Origin of the sequence: Rhodococcus sp. P-2, assembly GCF_016598535.1 — a bacterium.
GTDB classification, from domain to species: domain Bacteria; phylum Actinomycetota; class Actinomycetes; order Mycobacteriales; family Mycobacteriaceae; genus Rhodococcus_F; species Rhodococcus_F baikonurensis.
The window spans coordinates 3,964,610-3,978,037 of record NZ_CP066779.1 but is presented as its reverse complement, the minus strand read 5'-3'; the positions used below and the strand labels follow the sequence as shown (position 1 = coordinate 3,978,037).

Below are 13,428 nucleotides of genomic sequence, written 5' to 3'. Positions count from 1 at the left end.
CGCGGGTGCGACCTACACCTGGTCGCACCCGCCCTGTTCACCGTCACGACGTATCTATCTCGCGGCCGCCCCTGCGGCTCATCCCTCGAAGGAGAAACACCATGTCCATCCTCCCGTTCCCGATCGTCATCAAGGACATCCAGACCACCGGTTCTGCGGCGATCGACGGCCTCGGTCGCCTGTCCGTACTCCTGTACGACCTTCTCGGAGGTACCGGAAGCGCCACGATCAGCGCGGGCAACTAGTCCGACGACGGAGAGGAGTCCCGGTCCATGAGAGATTCACAGCATCCGGTTCCTGGGCGGCCGCGGTTAGGCCAGGTCATCGGTGAGCTGCTCCTCACGGCCGGGGTCCTCATCCTGCTTTTCGTCGTCTACGAGGCGTTCTGGACCAATATCACCTCGGGGCGACTGCAAGACGAGGTCAACGCCCAACTGGAGGAATCGTGGGGCAAGGACAAAGACCAGGTTGCGGCCGGTAACCCTGTTGCACCGCCGGCCCCGGTGCTCGGCGAGGGATTCGCGCGCGTGTACCTCCCGACACTCGGTGCCGACGTCGTATCCGCCGTCGTCGAAGGCACACGCAACGAGGACCTACGGGCCGGCCCCGGCCACTACCCCGAATCGCAGATGCCCGGCGAAGCAGGAAATTTCGCGCTCGCCGGGCATCGCATCGGATTCGGCGCAGTCTTCCAACACTTGGATCGACTCGATGCGTGCGATGCCGTCGTCGTGGAGACCGAGTTCCAGTGGATGACGTACCGGTTACTCCCACTCGACCAGGCTTCGCCCGAACGTCGCACAGCGGCGCAAGCCTGCTTGAGCCCCGAGCAAGCCGACCGCGTGTCCGACGGCGACTACGCACATCTCCTCGGGCGGCACATCACCGCGCCGGGGGATGTTGCGGTCGTCAACCCGCTCCCCGGCAAACCTTGGCCAGAGCCTGACACCACACTGGAAAGCATGTTGACACTGACCACGTGCCATCCGCTCTACTCGAACAGCGAACGCATGATCGTCCATGCTGTTCTCGTCGAAACAATCTCGAAGACTTCGGGCACCATTCCCGCGGCACTCCAGGAGCAATGAAATGTACGGCTACCTCTGGGGCGCGCTCCCCGGCCCCCGACCAGTGAAGGCCCTGCTGGCGATCGTTCTCGTGGTTGCGGTCGTGCTGCTACTCATGGAAGTCGTATTTCCTTGGGTGTCAGAGCACATGCCCTATTCCGACGTCACCGTATAAAGCGCCCGTGCAGGTCGGCCGCACCGGCACAAGACTCGGCTGGAGCCCGAAGGCGCTGTCCTACATCGGAATCGACGGACCTACGATGATTCCGGCGTGCCGATGAACCAGTTTCCACGTGTCGGAACGACCTGAGCGAGCACTGAAACCTGACTCCGCCGCTACAGAACCTTCGTGAAGATCTGCGCCGGCGCTGCCGTCTCCAGCTTGTCCAGTGCCGCAACCAACCTTACGAAGTGCTCGGTATGGGTGTGGGCGTCGAGGTGCTCCTGCGATTCCCATTCCTCAGCCAACACGAGCTCGCACGGATTGTCGGTGCGCTGCAGTAACTCGTAATTGATGCAGCCGTCTTCTTTTCGGGTCTCGGTGACAAGTTCGTCGTACAGCCGAAGCACTTCCGCGAGATCACCCTGCGCCACTGTGGTTGGCACCAAAACCCTGATCACAAAGACTCTCCGATTCCACTGTCCCGCATTGACCCCTCCGCTCGAAGTCTGCCGTAGACCCCCGACAGATCAAGATTTCCGTTGTGACTCGAAGTTTGCGGACAGGCGCAATATCTACGAAACACCCCCGATACCGAAGGTTCGTAGGGTTTGCCGAAGTCGGGCTCGCAATCAGCAGCGCAGCCCTGGGCCCGGGCGAGGGGTAAGCACATGAGTGGAAATGCAGTTCGCTTGCAAGCGATCAAGGACGTCGAGGCCTACACACCGCCGGTGGTCAGCTTCACGACCGATGAAACTCCCGGCGAGGTGTTCGGAGCCAACGTCTTCAACAAGGTGGTCATGCAGAAGAGGCTGCCCAAGCTCGTCTACAAGTCGGTGATGGCGACGATCGAGCAAGGCAAACCACTCGATCCCATGGTCGCCGACGCAGTCGCGTCCGCGATGAAGGACTGGGCGCTGGAAAAGGGCGCGACCCACTACGCCCATGTTTTCTATCCGCTCACCGGGTTGACGGCCGAGAAGCACGACAGCTTCCTCGAACCGGTCGGCGACGGCAGTGCGTTGGCCGAGTTCGCCGGCAAGACCTTGATCCAAGGTGAACCCGACGCTTCGAGTTTCCCGAACGGTGGGCTGCGCAACACGTTCGAGGCCCGCGGATACACCGGCTGGGATGTCACGAGCCCGGCCTACGTACTCGAAAACCCCAACGGCAACACACTGTGTATCCCGACTGTGTTCGTCTCGATGACCGGCGAAGCACTCGACCACAAGACTCCCCTGTTGCGCTCACAGCAGGCCATGGGTTACCACGCCGAACGAATCCTGAAGTTGTTCGGGCACAACGATCCCGAGCACATCGTGTCGTTCTGCGGTCCCGAGCAGGAGTACTTCCTGATCGATCGACACTTCTTCCTCGCGCGCCCCGACCTACTGAACGCCGGCAGAACACTCTTCGGCGCAAAGCCGCCCAAGGGCCAGGAGTTCGACGACCACTACTTCGGGGCGATCCCGGAACGTGTGCTCGGATTCATGATGGACACCGAGCGGGAACTCTTCAAACTTGGCATCCCCGCCAAGACACGGCACAACGAGGTTGCGCCCGGCCAGTTCGAGATCGCCCCAATGTTCGAGCGCGGCAACATCGCCGCCGATCACCAGCAGTTGCTGATGACCACCTTCAAGACCATCGCCAAGAAGCACGGCATGGAATGCCTCTTCCACGAGAAGCCGTTCGACGGCGTGAACGGCTCCGGCAAGCACGTCAACTTCTCCCTGGGCAACTCCGAACTCGGTAGTTTGCTTGTCCCCGGCGACAATCCGCATGACAATGCGCAATTCCTAGTCTTCTGTGCCGCAGTCATCCGGGCCGTCCACAAGTACGCGGGACTCCTGCGCGCATCTGTCGCTTCGGCAACCAACGATCACCGTCTCGGTGCCAACGAGGCTCCCCCGGCCATCATTTCGATCTTTCTCGGCGATCAACTGGCCGACGTCTTCGAGCAGATCGCCAAGGGCGCGGCGACGTCGTCGAAGGACAAGGGCACCATGATGATCGGTGCCGACACCCTTCCCGTCCTACCGACCGATCCGGGCGACCGCAACCGCACCAGCCCGTTTGCCTTCACCGGCAACCGTTTCGAGTTCCGCGCACCGGGATCGATGCAGACGGTCAACGGTCCGATGGTCACCATCAACACGATCATGGCCGAGGCCTTGGACTACATGGCCACCGAACTGGAATCGGCAGTCGCAGACGGCGCCGATTTCGACACCGCCGTCCAGAATCTGCTCACCGAAATCATCACCAATCACGGTGCGGTTGTCTTCAACGGCGACGGCTACTCGGAGAACTGGCAGATCGAGGCCGAGTCTCGCGGCCTGCCGAACCTTCGCACAACGCTGGACGCGCTGCCTGAACTGATCACCGAGCCCTCGATGGAACTCTTCGAGAAGTACAAGGTCTTCAACCACCGAGAGATGCACAGTCGCTACGAGGTCGGACTCGAACAGTACGCACTGAGCATCGGCGTCGAGGCACGCTTGGCCGCCGAAATCGGTACGACGCTGATCCTTCCGGCTGCAGTGCGCCACCAGACGGAAGTTGCTCAAAACTTCGTCGCGCTGAAGTCCGCCGGCCTCGAACCGGATTCAGCTCCGCTCGAAGAAGTGTCGGCGCCCGTTGCGGCCTTACGAGCTGCGCTGGCGACCCTGCGTGCAGCCATCGACGCCGACGCCGGCGAGTCCCCGTTCGATCAGGCCAAGCACGCCCAGGACGCACTCCTGCCCGCGATGGCCGAAGTACGTGCAGCGGCCGACTTCCTCGAAACCATCGTCGCCGACGATCACTGGCCACTCCCGACATATCAGGAGATGCTGTTCATTCTCTGAGCATCACCGAAAATCAACGCCCACAAAACTGTGGCCTGCAACTCGATCGAGTTGCAGGCCATAGTTGTCGAAGCTTGCTCGGCTAGCGGTCTTCCGGCATCGTGACCTCGAGGACGCGTGCCTCGCCGGTCGTCGCCGGGTCCGGCCGATCGCGAGAATCGGACGACGCCATCTTGAGTCCGTTCAAATCGGTCCGCATGTAGATGACGTTGTAACGGTCCCACGTCGTAGCAACGAATTCGAGGAACTGTCCGCTCGCCCACGGGTGCATGAATCCGCCGTACAACGCGGGCAACGTGATTCCGCTCAGCAGAGTTTGGGTACCGCTCCACGGTCCCTGCGGCTGATCAGCCTGACGGATCACGAGATTGCCCTCGGCGCTGGTGTACATGGCGACGTACTTGTTCAGGTAGTCGTTCCATTGCACTGCGAGCTCACTGACGGGTGCCTTGATGACCTGAACGGCATCGGTATCGCGTGGGCTCCAACCGGATCCGTCCCAGTATTCGTAGGCGCCGAGGTTTCTGATGTCCGCTCCGGCCACCCGCGCCAGGATCGCCTTGCCGAAACGACCTGAGGGAGTTCCGTATTCGTAGATGTAGCCGTCCCGGCCGTCGAGGAAGGCGCTCTGCTGGAAGTTGGAATTGATCGGAGATACTGCCGGAATCCCCGGAATACCGAGTCCTTCCGTATTGGCGCGAACTGTCGCGGGATCGAGTTCCCAGTTCTCACCGTTGTCTGTCGAGAAAGCCAGGGCCGAGTAGTTGGTGGTCCAGGCACCGGGTTCGTCCCAGGACCGAACAGACATGAACCTGATGTATTGCACACCGCCGTAGGAGATTCCAGCTGTGGGGATGGTCGTGAACTCCCCCGGGATACCGAATCCCGGAATGATCTCCTTGGAATGATTGGGTCCGTCCAAAGGTGAGCTGTCGATCTTCATTCCGTCGGCAATGGCGGTGTCGTTGCTGCGGAACAACACGTTGCTGCGCCAGTCGTCTCCTGGGGTGTCGCAATCACCCACCGTGTCGCCGAAGGCCATCAGAACGTCGTGATCGGGCCCTGAAAGACCGTTGTCCCACATGATTCCGAGGTCGGTTCCCGACACGTTGAACCGCTCGATGGTGTTGTTCGGGCTGCCCGGGCCGGTGACCATTTCGATTGCCTTGGTCCGGCCGGTCAGCACCGGTAGAGCGCCGTTGGGAGCGCCGGTGATCCACGGCAACGCGTTGGCGAGGGATCCCGTACCTGCTGAACCACTGCCGAGAGATCCGGTCAGGGATCCGAGCGAACCCGTCATCGATCCGGCGGAGCCACTTCCTCCCGAACCACACGGTCCACCGATCGCCGACGCAGACGGTGCTGCGGCGATCGTCGCGGCAATCGTGACGACGCCTATCGACAACATCGCCGACATGGAGTGTTTTTTACGCACGTGCAGCCCCTCTGATCATTTCGACTCGCGTTCGGACCACAGGCACAGTGATCCCCGACCGCAGAAGCAAACCATTTGGACTGTGTTAAGAGAGTGAAAGCTGAGCAAATTGTTATAAATCGCCCGTTCAACTGACACAAGTGGCAGCTGTGTCCGATTTCACCTTCACAGGACAGTTGTCCGATACAGCAATAAAGGCGCCTAGTATGTAACGGAAATGTAAAAGAGTTCTCACAACGAGGTAGGTGAGCGGTGTCCGTACGTGACCGCGTAGCGCAGATTTACGATCAGGTTTTGGTTCGCAATGCAGGAGAGCCCGAATTCCATCAGGCCGCCGCAGAGGTCTTCGAGTCTCTTCACGTAGTACTCGAACGCCACCCGCGCTACGCCGACGCCGGACTCATCGAGCGGCTGTGCGAGCCGGAACGCCAGATCATCTTCCGCGTGCCGTGGACCGACGACGAGGGCAATGTTCACGTCAACCGCGGCTTCCGCGTGCAGTACAACAGTGCACTCGGCCCCTACAAGGGCGGCCTGCGTTTCCACCCCAGCGTCAACCTGGGCATCGTGAAGTTCCTCGGCTTCGAGCAGATCTTCAAGAACTCCCTCACCGGTCTTCCCATCGGCGGCGGCAAGGGTGGCTCGGACTTCGACCCCAAGGGTCGCACCGACGCGGAGGTCATGCGCTTCTGTCAGTCCTTCATGACCGAACTGCAGCGCCACATCGGTGAATACACCGACGTTCCGGCCGGTGACATCGGCGTCGGCGGTCGTGAGATCGGCTACCTGTTCGGCCAGTACAAGCGACTGACCAACACGTACGAGTCGGGCGTCCTGACCGGCAAGGGCATCACCTGGGGCGGATCACAGGTTCGCACCGAGGCCACGGGCTACGGCGTCGCGTACTTCGTCGCCGAAATGCTCAAGGCGAAGGGCGAAGGCCTCGAGGGCAAGAACGTCGTGATCTCCGGATCCGGCAATGTCGCCATCTACGCCATCCAGAAGATCCACCAGCTCGGCGGCGTCGCAATCGCCTGCTCGGACTCCTCGGGATACATCGTGGACAAGAAGGGCATCGATCTCGACCTCCTCAAGGAGATCAAGGAAGTTCGCCGCGGCCGCATCAGCGAGTACGCCGACGCAGTTCCGCACGCCGAGTTCATCGCCGACGGATCCATCTGGGATGTGCCGTGCGATGTCGCACTCCCCTGCGCGACTCAGAACGAGCTCGACGAAGATGCCGCAAAGACCTTGATCGCCAACGGCGTTCAGGCCGTTGCCGAAGGCGCGAACATGCCCACCACCCCCGGCGGCATCCAGCTCTTCCGTGACGCGAACGTGGCCTTTGCACCCGGCAAGGCAGCCAACGCCGGTGGCGTGGCAACCTCTGCTCTCGAAATGCAGCAGAACGCTTCGCGTGATTCCTGGAGCTTCGAGTACACCGACGAGCGCCTCGCCGGAATCATGCGCGGTATCCACAAGCGCACCATCAACACCGCTGCCGAGTACGGCAAGCCTGGCGATTACGTGCACGGCGCGAACATTGCCGGCTTCGTGAAGGTGGCCGACGCCATGATTTCGCTGGGCGTCATATAGAGATTTCCGCAACACAGACAGCAGTACAGAAAAGGGTGACTTCACCCTGATCCGGTTCCCGTACGTCGGACTGGTCGAATCACCACCTAGGCCTCGAGGGCCCTGGGTCCTCGAGGACCCAGGGCCCTCGAGCTCGATCTGAGCAAATCACCCGCGACGATCACCGTTGGCGCCGGCAATGATGCCAGACGGGACTCGTGGTGTCTGCCGAATCGTTTTCCGCTCTGACGTCGAAAAACAGCGTAAGTGGACGATTGTTTAGGTCCGGAGCGCGTGGGGCATATGGACTTATCTTCACATTTGTCCATTTCACAGTTGGACAGTCGTTCATGTGGTAGAAATCACAACGCCTGGCGCAATTCGATCCGCAAATTTCAGCGGCGAGTATGCCCCCGAACAAGGCCTCAGCGTGTATCCCGCTTCGTGACGCGCCGAGCCTCCGGGTGCCTGTGCCAGGCGACGCACCTGTCAAGAGGAGGCCACCCCATGTCCCCAGCGCTGCTGAACAACCCGGGACCGCTCATGTTGGGAGGCAAGCCCGCCTCCACAGCGGTCAACGACGTCATCCCACTGGCAAGCGATCTCGTAGATCACCTGTCCCGTGCCAACCCGACGTTGACTTCCCTCCAAACGGAGGCAGTACGTCGGGAATTGATTGCGGTGATCGTGCAGGGGCTCCAAGTGGGGATCCAGCTGTTGGATCACCGCAAACTCCCTACCGACCAAGAGTTGGACGGCATTCATACGATGACCGTCCAACAGGCATTGAAAGGGGTGCCACTCAGCGCGATCCTCAACTTGACCAACGAGGGCATCAGCACTTTTCGCACCCTCATCCTCAGCAGGGCCGACGCCGAGGACTCCGACAATCTCGGGGATCTCAACGAGTTCTTGTTCGCACTCGCGCAGCGGCTTCACTCGTTCATCTCGATCAGCTATCTCTCGGCTCTTCCAGCCGGTTCCCAACTCGGGGAATACTCCGCCGGCGCGCTCGTGAAAGCCATGTTGGACGGCGACGATCCCACCCAACTTGCGTTGCAGATGGGCATCGAACTCGCACCCCGCTATCTCGTCCTACGGCTCCTGGTGAACCTGCCGCCCACTCGTCCGGGAGCCCGGAATGGCAATCACCAGCGCATACAGGCCTATCGTGACCTCTCCGTCGCTCAGTCGAAGATCGCGGCCCACTTCGGGTCGGCACTGCTCGAAGCGCCCGCACCGCAACGTGGTCTGGTCCTGATCGAAGGCACGCCCGACTGGAGAACGGTGTGCGAGGTCATCCAACGTGCGCGCGCGACTGTGGGGGTGGAGATCACAGCGATCGCCGAGAGCGCCGCCGTCGGTGATATCGCCGCCGCCCAAGCAACCACTCACGAATTGGCGCAACTCGTGCGGCGGCTCAGACTGCCGGCGCGGTCGTACCGAATGGAAGACCTCGCGCTCGAGTATCAACTGACTCGCAGTGGCGCAGGCCGCGACAGCCTGATCAATCTCCTCAAGCCGCTCGACGGAAATCCAGAACTATTGCAGACGTTGTCCATCCACCTCGCCAACGGCCAGCACCGTCAGCGCACCGCGTCGGCGCTCGGTCTACACACGAACACCGTCGACAACCGCATCAAGCGCATCGCAACCCTGACCGGATTGGATCCGGCACTACCCTCTGAGCTGCTCAAACTGCGCGCTGCCATGATCTCTCTGACCTTCGCCAGCACTGATATGGACAATCGTCCAGCGAAAGTGTGAACACTCACATCCTCGCTATTAGCTGTCCACGCATAGAGCCTCGACCCCACTTTTTCGTATCGAGCCGGGCTATAAAAGTGTGGTGCGAATCACCGCGCAAACCAGTAACAATTAAGGGGAAAAACATGATCAACGGCCAGGATAACGCTCTCCTCGGTGCCTTCTTCGACACCATCCTGCAGCTGTTCAACGCGGGCAGCACCGGCACGGGCTCGACGGATGGCGGCGGCGTCTCCTAGGACGAATCTCGGGCCCTGTGCGAGAGAATCTCTCGCACAGGGCCCGCTCCAAGCCGCCTGACACTGTGAGGGCGGTGACCACGGTGACCACCACGTCGCCACCGCTGAAACCAGGAGCAAGCACATGATCGCCGCACCAACCACAGGCGCTTTGGCCGTCGTTTTGAACACCGTCCTACAGATGTTCAACGCCGGCAGCAGTTTCCTCTACACCGACAACTCTCCGATCGGCGGCGGCGGCGAAACTCCCACGACGCCTGCTCCCTGATCGACTTATCCGCTCGCATCACCAAGTCGCGGTACAGACAGGAACCACCGTGATAAACCAGCACACCCTGGGCAGCCTGGTCATCGACTTCGGCTCACTCTCCCGAGCACTCGGCTTCGGCAACGGCTCGATCGTGTCGCTCGGCAGCACCGGAAGTGCCTGAAACAGCCTTCCCGACCACGTCGACGATCCCGTCGCCGCTCACATCCTCACCACATCTCGAAACAGAAAGCAGGTCCCCCTGTGCCTACAATTCCGCTCACCGGCGACCCCATCGTCATCAACATCATCGTCCAGCTTCTGAGCGCGGGCAGCAGCAATGCGCTCGCGTTGGGCGGGGTCGGTAGCAGCGGTCTCGGTAGCACCGGGCTCGGCAGCTTCGACTCGGCGAGCCTCGGAAGCGCTGCTTAGGACCTCACTTGTGATCGGATCGGTGTTCGATCCGCGTCTTCGATCGCCGAAACAGTCCATGAAACCCACGTTGCCCTCCGTCATCGATGACGGAGGGCAACGTGGTCGTTCGGGCGAAACGGCTCGCGGTTGGGCGATCCGGTCGTCGGCCTTACTGTCTCGGCGATCGAAGAGTTGGAATCAACGCCAGTCTTTGGGCGGATCAGTGTCGTCGTGCTCGATGGTCACGGACTCCGAACGATCGTCAGCCGCAGCCTTTTTCGCTGCCTCACGCATCTCGATTCCGTCGGACACCCAGTCACCGATCTCGCGCGTCACGTCTCGAACAGCCCCGGCGATGATCATCGCGATCGAGCCCACGTGGTTGGCTGCACTTTCGGTCAGTTCCTGGACCGTGTCCTTGCGGCGTTCGAATTTCCCGACCATCAGTGTGTGCCTCTCAGGCTGCTGTTCGCTGGCGCTCGACGATAACACCGGGAGGGGTCTTCGACTTGACCAAACCGGGCGGAAGAGCGAGCTTGAAGATCTTGCCCCACACCGAACCGATCTGCTTGAAGAACCCACCGGTGTTGTACGGCAAACCGTACTTCACACACAATTCTTTCACCTGAGGAGCCAGTTCCGGATAACGATGCGCAGGCAGGTCCGGGAAGAGGTGGTGCTCGATCTGGTGCGAGAGGTTGCCCGACATGATGTGGAAGAGCGGGCTCCCCTCGATGTTGGCGCTGCCGAGCATCTGGCGTACGTACCACTGGCCGCGAGTCTCGTCGGCCGTCTCGTCTTCGGTGAAGCTCTGTACGCCGGTGGGGAAATGGCCACAGAAGATGATCGAATACGTCCACACGTTCCGGACCAGGTTGGCAGTGACGTTCCCCGCCAGAGTGGTCACGAACAGCGGCCCCGTGAGAACCGGGAAGATGACGTAGTCCTTGAGGACCTGCTTGCCCGCCTTGTTCCACCAGCCCTTCAGGAGCGGCTTGACGTCGTGCCATTTGCGCTTGCCCTGGATGACGTTCTCGATCTCGAGGTCGTGCATCATCACGCCCCACTCGAAGAGCACCATCAAGGCAAAGGCCCAGACCGGATTACCGAGGTAATAGGGGTTCCACTTCTGCGCGTCGTCGATACGCAGGATTCCGTATCCGATGTCGCGGTCTTTGCCGAGGATGTTCGTGTACGTGTGGTGCATGTAGTTGTGCGAGTGGCGCCACTGGTCGGCCGGGCACACCGTATCCCATTCGAAGACTTCGGAATTGAGCCCGGGTTCACGCATCCAGTCGTACTGACCGTGCATGACGTTGTGGCCGATCTCCATGTTGTCGAGGATCTTCGACACACTCAGTGCACCGACTGCCGCGAGCCACACCGGCGGTAGGAAGCCGAGGTACATCAAGCCGCGACCGGCGACTTCGAAACCACGCTGAGCCTTGATGATCTTGTAGATGTACTCCCGATCCTCCGCACCGAGCGAGGCGACGGTGCGATCACGCAATGCATCCAACTCACGGCCGATCTCCTCGACCTGCTCGTATGTCAGGACGACGGGAGCATCGTCCTTCGCATCGGAACCGTTGCCGAGGAACGGGAGGGTGGGAAGTGAAAGTCCAAACATGTCGGTCTCCAGACAGTCGTGTGGAAAATGGGACTTCAGATGTCGACGGTGACGTCGCCGACGGGAGCGCTGACGCACAGCTGGATCTTCTTGTCCGGCTCGTCGTCTGTCTCACCGGTGCGAACGTTGCGAGTGCGACCAGCCTTCTTGACGGAGGTGCAGGAGAAGCAGATTCCCATCCGGCATCCGTATTCGGGATTGAGGCCCGCAGCTTCAGCTTGTTCGAGAAGAGTTTCGCCGGAGTTCTCGGCCGCCACCCCACTTTTGGTGAAGGACACCTCGCCGCCGGCCTCACCCGGTTCGGCCACCGCCGGCGCGAACTCCTCGGTGTTGAGCAGGTGCTCGACGTCGACCTCACGGAATACCTCACGCACTCCCCGCATCAGTCCGGGAGGCCCGCAGAGATATGTCTGGGCGTCGATCGTGTCCGGATCGGCGATCCACGGCGCCACCGCGTCGAGGTGCCCACGATCGAAGAAACCTTCGAGGTCACCTCCACCGCTTTCGGTGTACACGAGTACCAGTTTCACGTTCGGGTTCTGCTCCGCGATGGTTTTCAGAGCGCGTGCATACGCCACGTCCGCGTCGGTGTTCGCGTAGTGCACGAACACGATCTCGCCCGAGTGCTCCTCCTCCACCAGCGTCCGAAGCATCGACATGACCGGGGTGATTCCACTGCCGCCACTGATCAACAACACCCGACGCGGGCGGTCGACGGGAAGGGAGAACACACCGTCTGCCTGCGAGAGGCTGACAACGAGTCCGGGCGCGGCGTTGGCGTACAGATACTGCGACACCAGGCCACCCGGATGCGCTTTCACGGTGAGCTCGATCAGCCCACTGCGCGTAGACGCGCCCCCGGCCGGTGAGTAGCACCGAGTGTGACGAACACCGTCGATCACCACGCCCAACTGCACGAACTGGCCCGCCTGAAAACCGCGCCACTGGCGAGTCGGGCGCAGCGTCAGAGTGACGGAGTCAGCGGTCGGATGGTCGACGGCGACAACCTGCGCGCGGATGTCACGAACGGTCGCCATCGGGTTGACCAACTCGAGGTAGCGGTCGATCTGATGTGGAGCGGCCATGGCTTCGATGAGTCCCACCAAGGACAGTCCACGCCGAGGTGTGGACTTCGGTGTCGTGTTCTCAGGAGCTGATGCGATTGTCATGACCCTCCTCGTACTTCGATTGCCGGGTGTATCGATTGCTGAGCTAACTTCCCCCGACTGCGTGAATTCAGTGTACAAATGTTCACCGAAGATAGTGTGACAGGTGCACACAAGTACATGTCAACAAGAATGTGATCCGAGTTACACGAGTTGCCGAAAGGAGCCGGAATGCCTGTACCTACACTCGACGTCGTGACGAAGGCCGGACCGGTGAACCCGGAGCGCAGGGAACCTGAGAACAGGGAACCGGAAAGTCGTGCCGCCAAGAAGGAACGCACACGCCAAGCGCTCCTGGACACTGCCATGGACCTCTCGGCCGATCGCGGCTTCGCCGGAATCAGCTTGCGAGAGGTAGCCCGGGAAGCCGGGATCGTTCCGACGGCGTTCTACCGCCACTTCGCTTCACTGGAGGACGTCGGCGTTGTCCTTGTCGAGGAAAGCATGCGCATGCTGCGCCAGATGCTTCGCGACGCACGGCGCAATCCCAGCACCAAGGACGCCACCACGTCGCTGGAGATCCTTGTGCGACAGGTACATTCACATGAGCGGCAGTTTCGGTTCCTCTGCCGTGAACGCTACAGCGGCGTCAGTGAGGTGCGACGCGCGATAGCCACCGAAATGCGGTTGTTCGTCAGCGAATTGACCATCGACCTCTCCAGAATTACCGGGCTGGAAAGCTGGTCGTCGGACGATCTGGAAATGTCTGCCGACCTGATCGTCTCGACGATGTTCAGTGCTGTCGTCGAACTGCTGGACGCCGGGACGGCCGGGTATCGCGACGAAGCCGCCGTCATCACGCGAGCCGAGAAGCAACTGCGAATCATCATGCTCGGAATGGCCACCTGGAATCCACCTCGAAACTGACCTCGGGTTCAC

General features: G+C 61.0%; 14 protein-coding genes. 9 read left to right on the top strand and 5 right to left on the bottom strand.

Annotation, left to right across the window (positions count from 1 at the left end):
- Positions 1–101 precede the first annotated feature (101 nt).
- The 3 genes from I7X09_RS18850 to I7X09_RS18840 are packed head-to-tail and all read left to right on the top strand — an operon-like array spanning position 102 to position 1,242.
- Positions 102–245, top strand: coding sequence for a hypothetical protein (locus I7X09_RS18850; protein ID WP_166811358.1), 144 nt, complete (start codon positions 102–104; stop codon positions 243–245).
- Between the two features lie 27 nt (positions 246–272).
- Positions 273–1,088 carry a class E sortase gene (locus I7X09_RS18845; protein ID WP_124570059.1) on the top strand — a complete coding sequence of 272 codons (816 nt, stop codon included), beginning with the start codon at positions 273–275 and terminating at the stop codon, positions 1,086–1,088.
- A 1-nt stretch (position 1,089) separates the two neighbouring features.
- Positions 1,090–1,242: a hypothetical protein gene (locus I7X09_RS18840; RefSeq protein WP_095973066.1), complete on the top strand. Its 153-nt coding sequence runs from the start codon at positions 1,090–1,092 to the stop codon at positions 1,240–1,242.
- A 161-nt stretch (positions 1,243–1,403) separates the two neighbouring features.
- Here the strand turns inward: I7X09_RS18840 and I7X09_RS18835 are convergent, their stop codons facing one another.
- Positions 1,404–1,673 carry a putative quinol monooxygenase gene (locus I7X09_RS18835; RefSeq protein WP_234036628.1) on the bottom strand — a complete coding sequence of 90 codons (270 nt, stop codon included), beginning with the start codon at positions 1,671–1,673 and terminating at the stop codon, positions 1,404–1,406.
- A 225-nt stretch (positions 1,674–1,898) separates the two neighbouring features.
- On the opposite strand from I7X09_RS18835, the gene I7X09_RS18830 reads away from it, so the two are divergent.
- Positions 1,899–4,076: a glutamine synthetase III family protein gene (locus I7X09_RS18830; RefSeq protein ID WP_200313274.1), complete on the top strand. Its 2,178-nt coding sequence runs from the start codon at positions 1,899–1,901 to the stop codon at positions 4,074–4,076.
- 82 nt (positions 4,077–4,158) lie between these two features.
- Here I7X09_RS18830 and I7X09_RS18825 read toward each other — a convergent pair whose 3' ends face one another.
- Entirely contained in the window at positions 4,159–5,493 is a 1,335-nt protein-coding gene (locus I7X09_RS18825) for a DUF4185 domain-containing protein (RefSeq protein WP_124570055.1), read from the bottom strand.
- A 270-nt stretch (positions 5,494–5,763) separates the two neighbouring features.
- Here I7X09_RS18825 and gdhA point away from each other — a divergent pair, with 270 nt between their 5' ends.
- The 4 genes from gdhA (at position 5,764) to I7X09_RS18805 (ending at position 9,771) form a co-directional block, all read left to right on the top strand.
- Positions 5,764–7,107: an NADP-specific glutamate dehydrogenase gene (gene gdhA, locus I7X09_RS18820; RefSeq protein ID WP_095973062.1), complete on the top strand. Its 1,344-nt coding sequence runs from the start codon at positions 5,764–5,766 to the stop codon at positions 7,105–7,107.
- Between the two features lie 486 nt (positions 7,108–7,593).
- Positions 7,594–8,853, top strand: coding sequence for a PucR family transcriptional regulator (locus I7X09_RS18815; protein ID WP_095973061.1), 1,260 nt, complete (start codon positions 7,594–7,596; stop codon positions 8,851–8,853).
- Between the two features lie 363 nt (positions 8,854–9,216).
- On the top strand, positions 9,217–9,360 hold the full coding sequence (locus I7X09_RS18810) for a hypothetical protein (RefSeq protein WP_003945326.1): 144 nt from the start codon (positions 9,217–9,219) through the stop codon (positions 9,358–9,360).
- A gap of 243 nt (positions 9,361–9,603) precedes the next feature.
- Entirely contained in the window at positions 9,604–9,771 is a 168-nt protein-coding gene (locus tag I7X09_RS18805; protein ID WP_003945367.1) for a hypothetical protein, read from the top strand.
- Between the two features lie 180 nt (positions 9,772–9,951).
- Here the strand turns inward: I7X09_RS18805 and I7X09_RS18800 are convergent, their stop codons facing one another.
- Genes I7X09_RS18800 through I7X09_RS18790 form a run of 3 tightly spaced genes read right to left on the bottom strand, consistent with a single transcriptional unit; the run spans position 9,952 to position 12,552 of the window.
- The gene (locus tag I7X09_RS18800; RefSeq protein ID WP_124570053.1) at positions 9,952–10,197 is read right to left on the bottom strand and encodes a hypothetical protein; all 246 of its coding nucleotides are present in this window, start codon (positions 10,195–10,197) and stop codon (positions 9,952–9,954) included.
- Positions 10,198–10,210: 13 nt separating this feature from the next.
- Positions 10,211–11,383 (bottom strand): fatty acid desaturase family protein, encoded by a 1,173-nt coding sequence (locus tag I7X09_RS18795; protein ID WP_095973059.1) that lies wholly within the window; start codon positions 11,381–11,383, stop codon positions 10,211–10,213.
- A gap of 35 nt (positions 11,384–11,418) precedes the next feature.
- The gene (locus I7X09_RS18790) at positions 11,419–12,552 is read right to left on the bottom strand and encodes a ferredoxin reductase (protein WP_166811345.1); all 1,134 of its coding nucleotides are present in this window, start codon (positions 12,550–12,552) and stop codon (positions 11,419–11,421) included.
- A gap of 168 nt (positions 12,553–12,720) precedes the next feature.
- On the opposite strand from I7X09_RS18790, the gene I7X09_RS18785 reads away from it, so the two are divergent.
- Entirely contained in the window at positions 12,721–13,416 is a 696-nt protein-coding gene (locus tag I7X09_RS18785; protein WP_095973057.1) for a TetR family transcriptional regulator, read from the top strand.
- Positions 13,417–13,428: the final 12 nt, after the last annotated feature.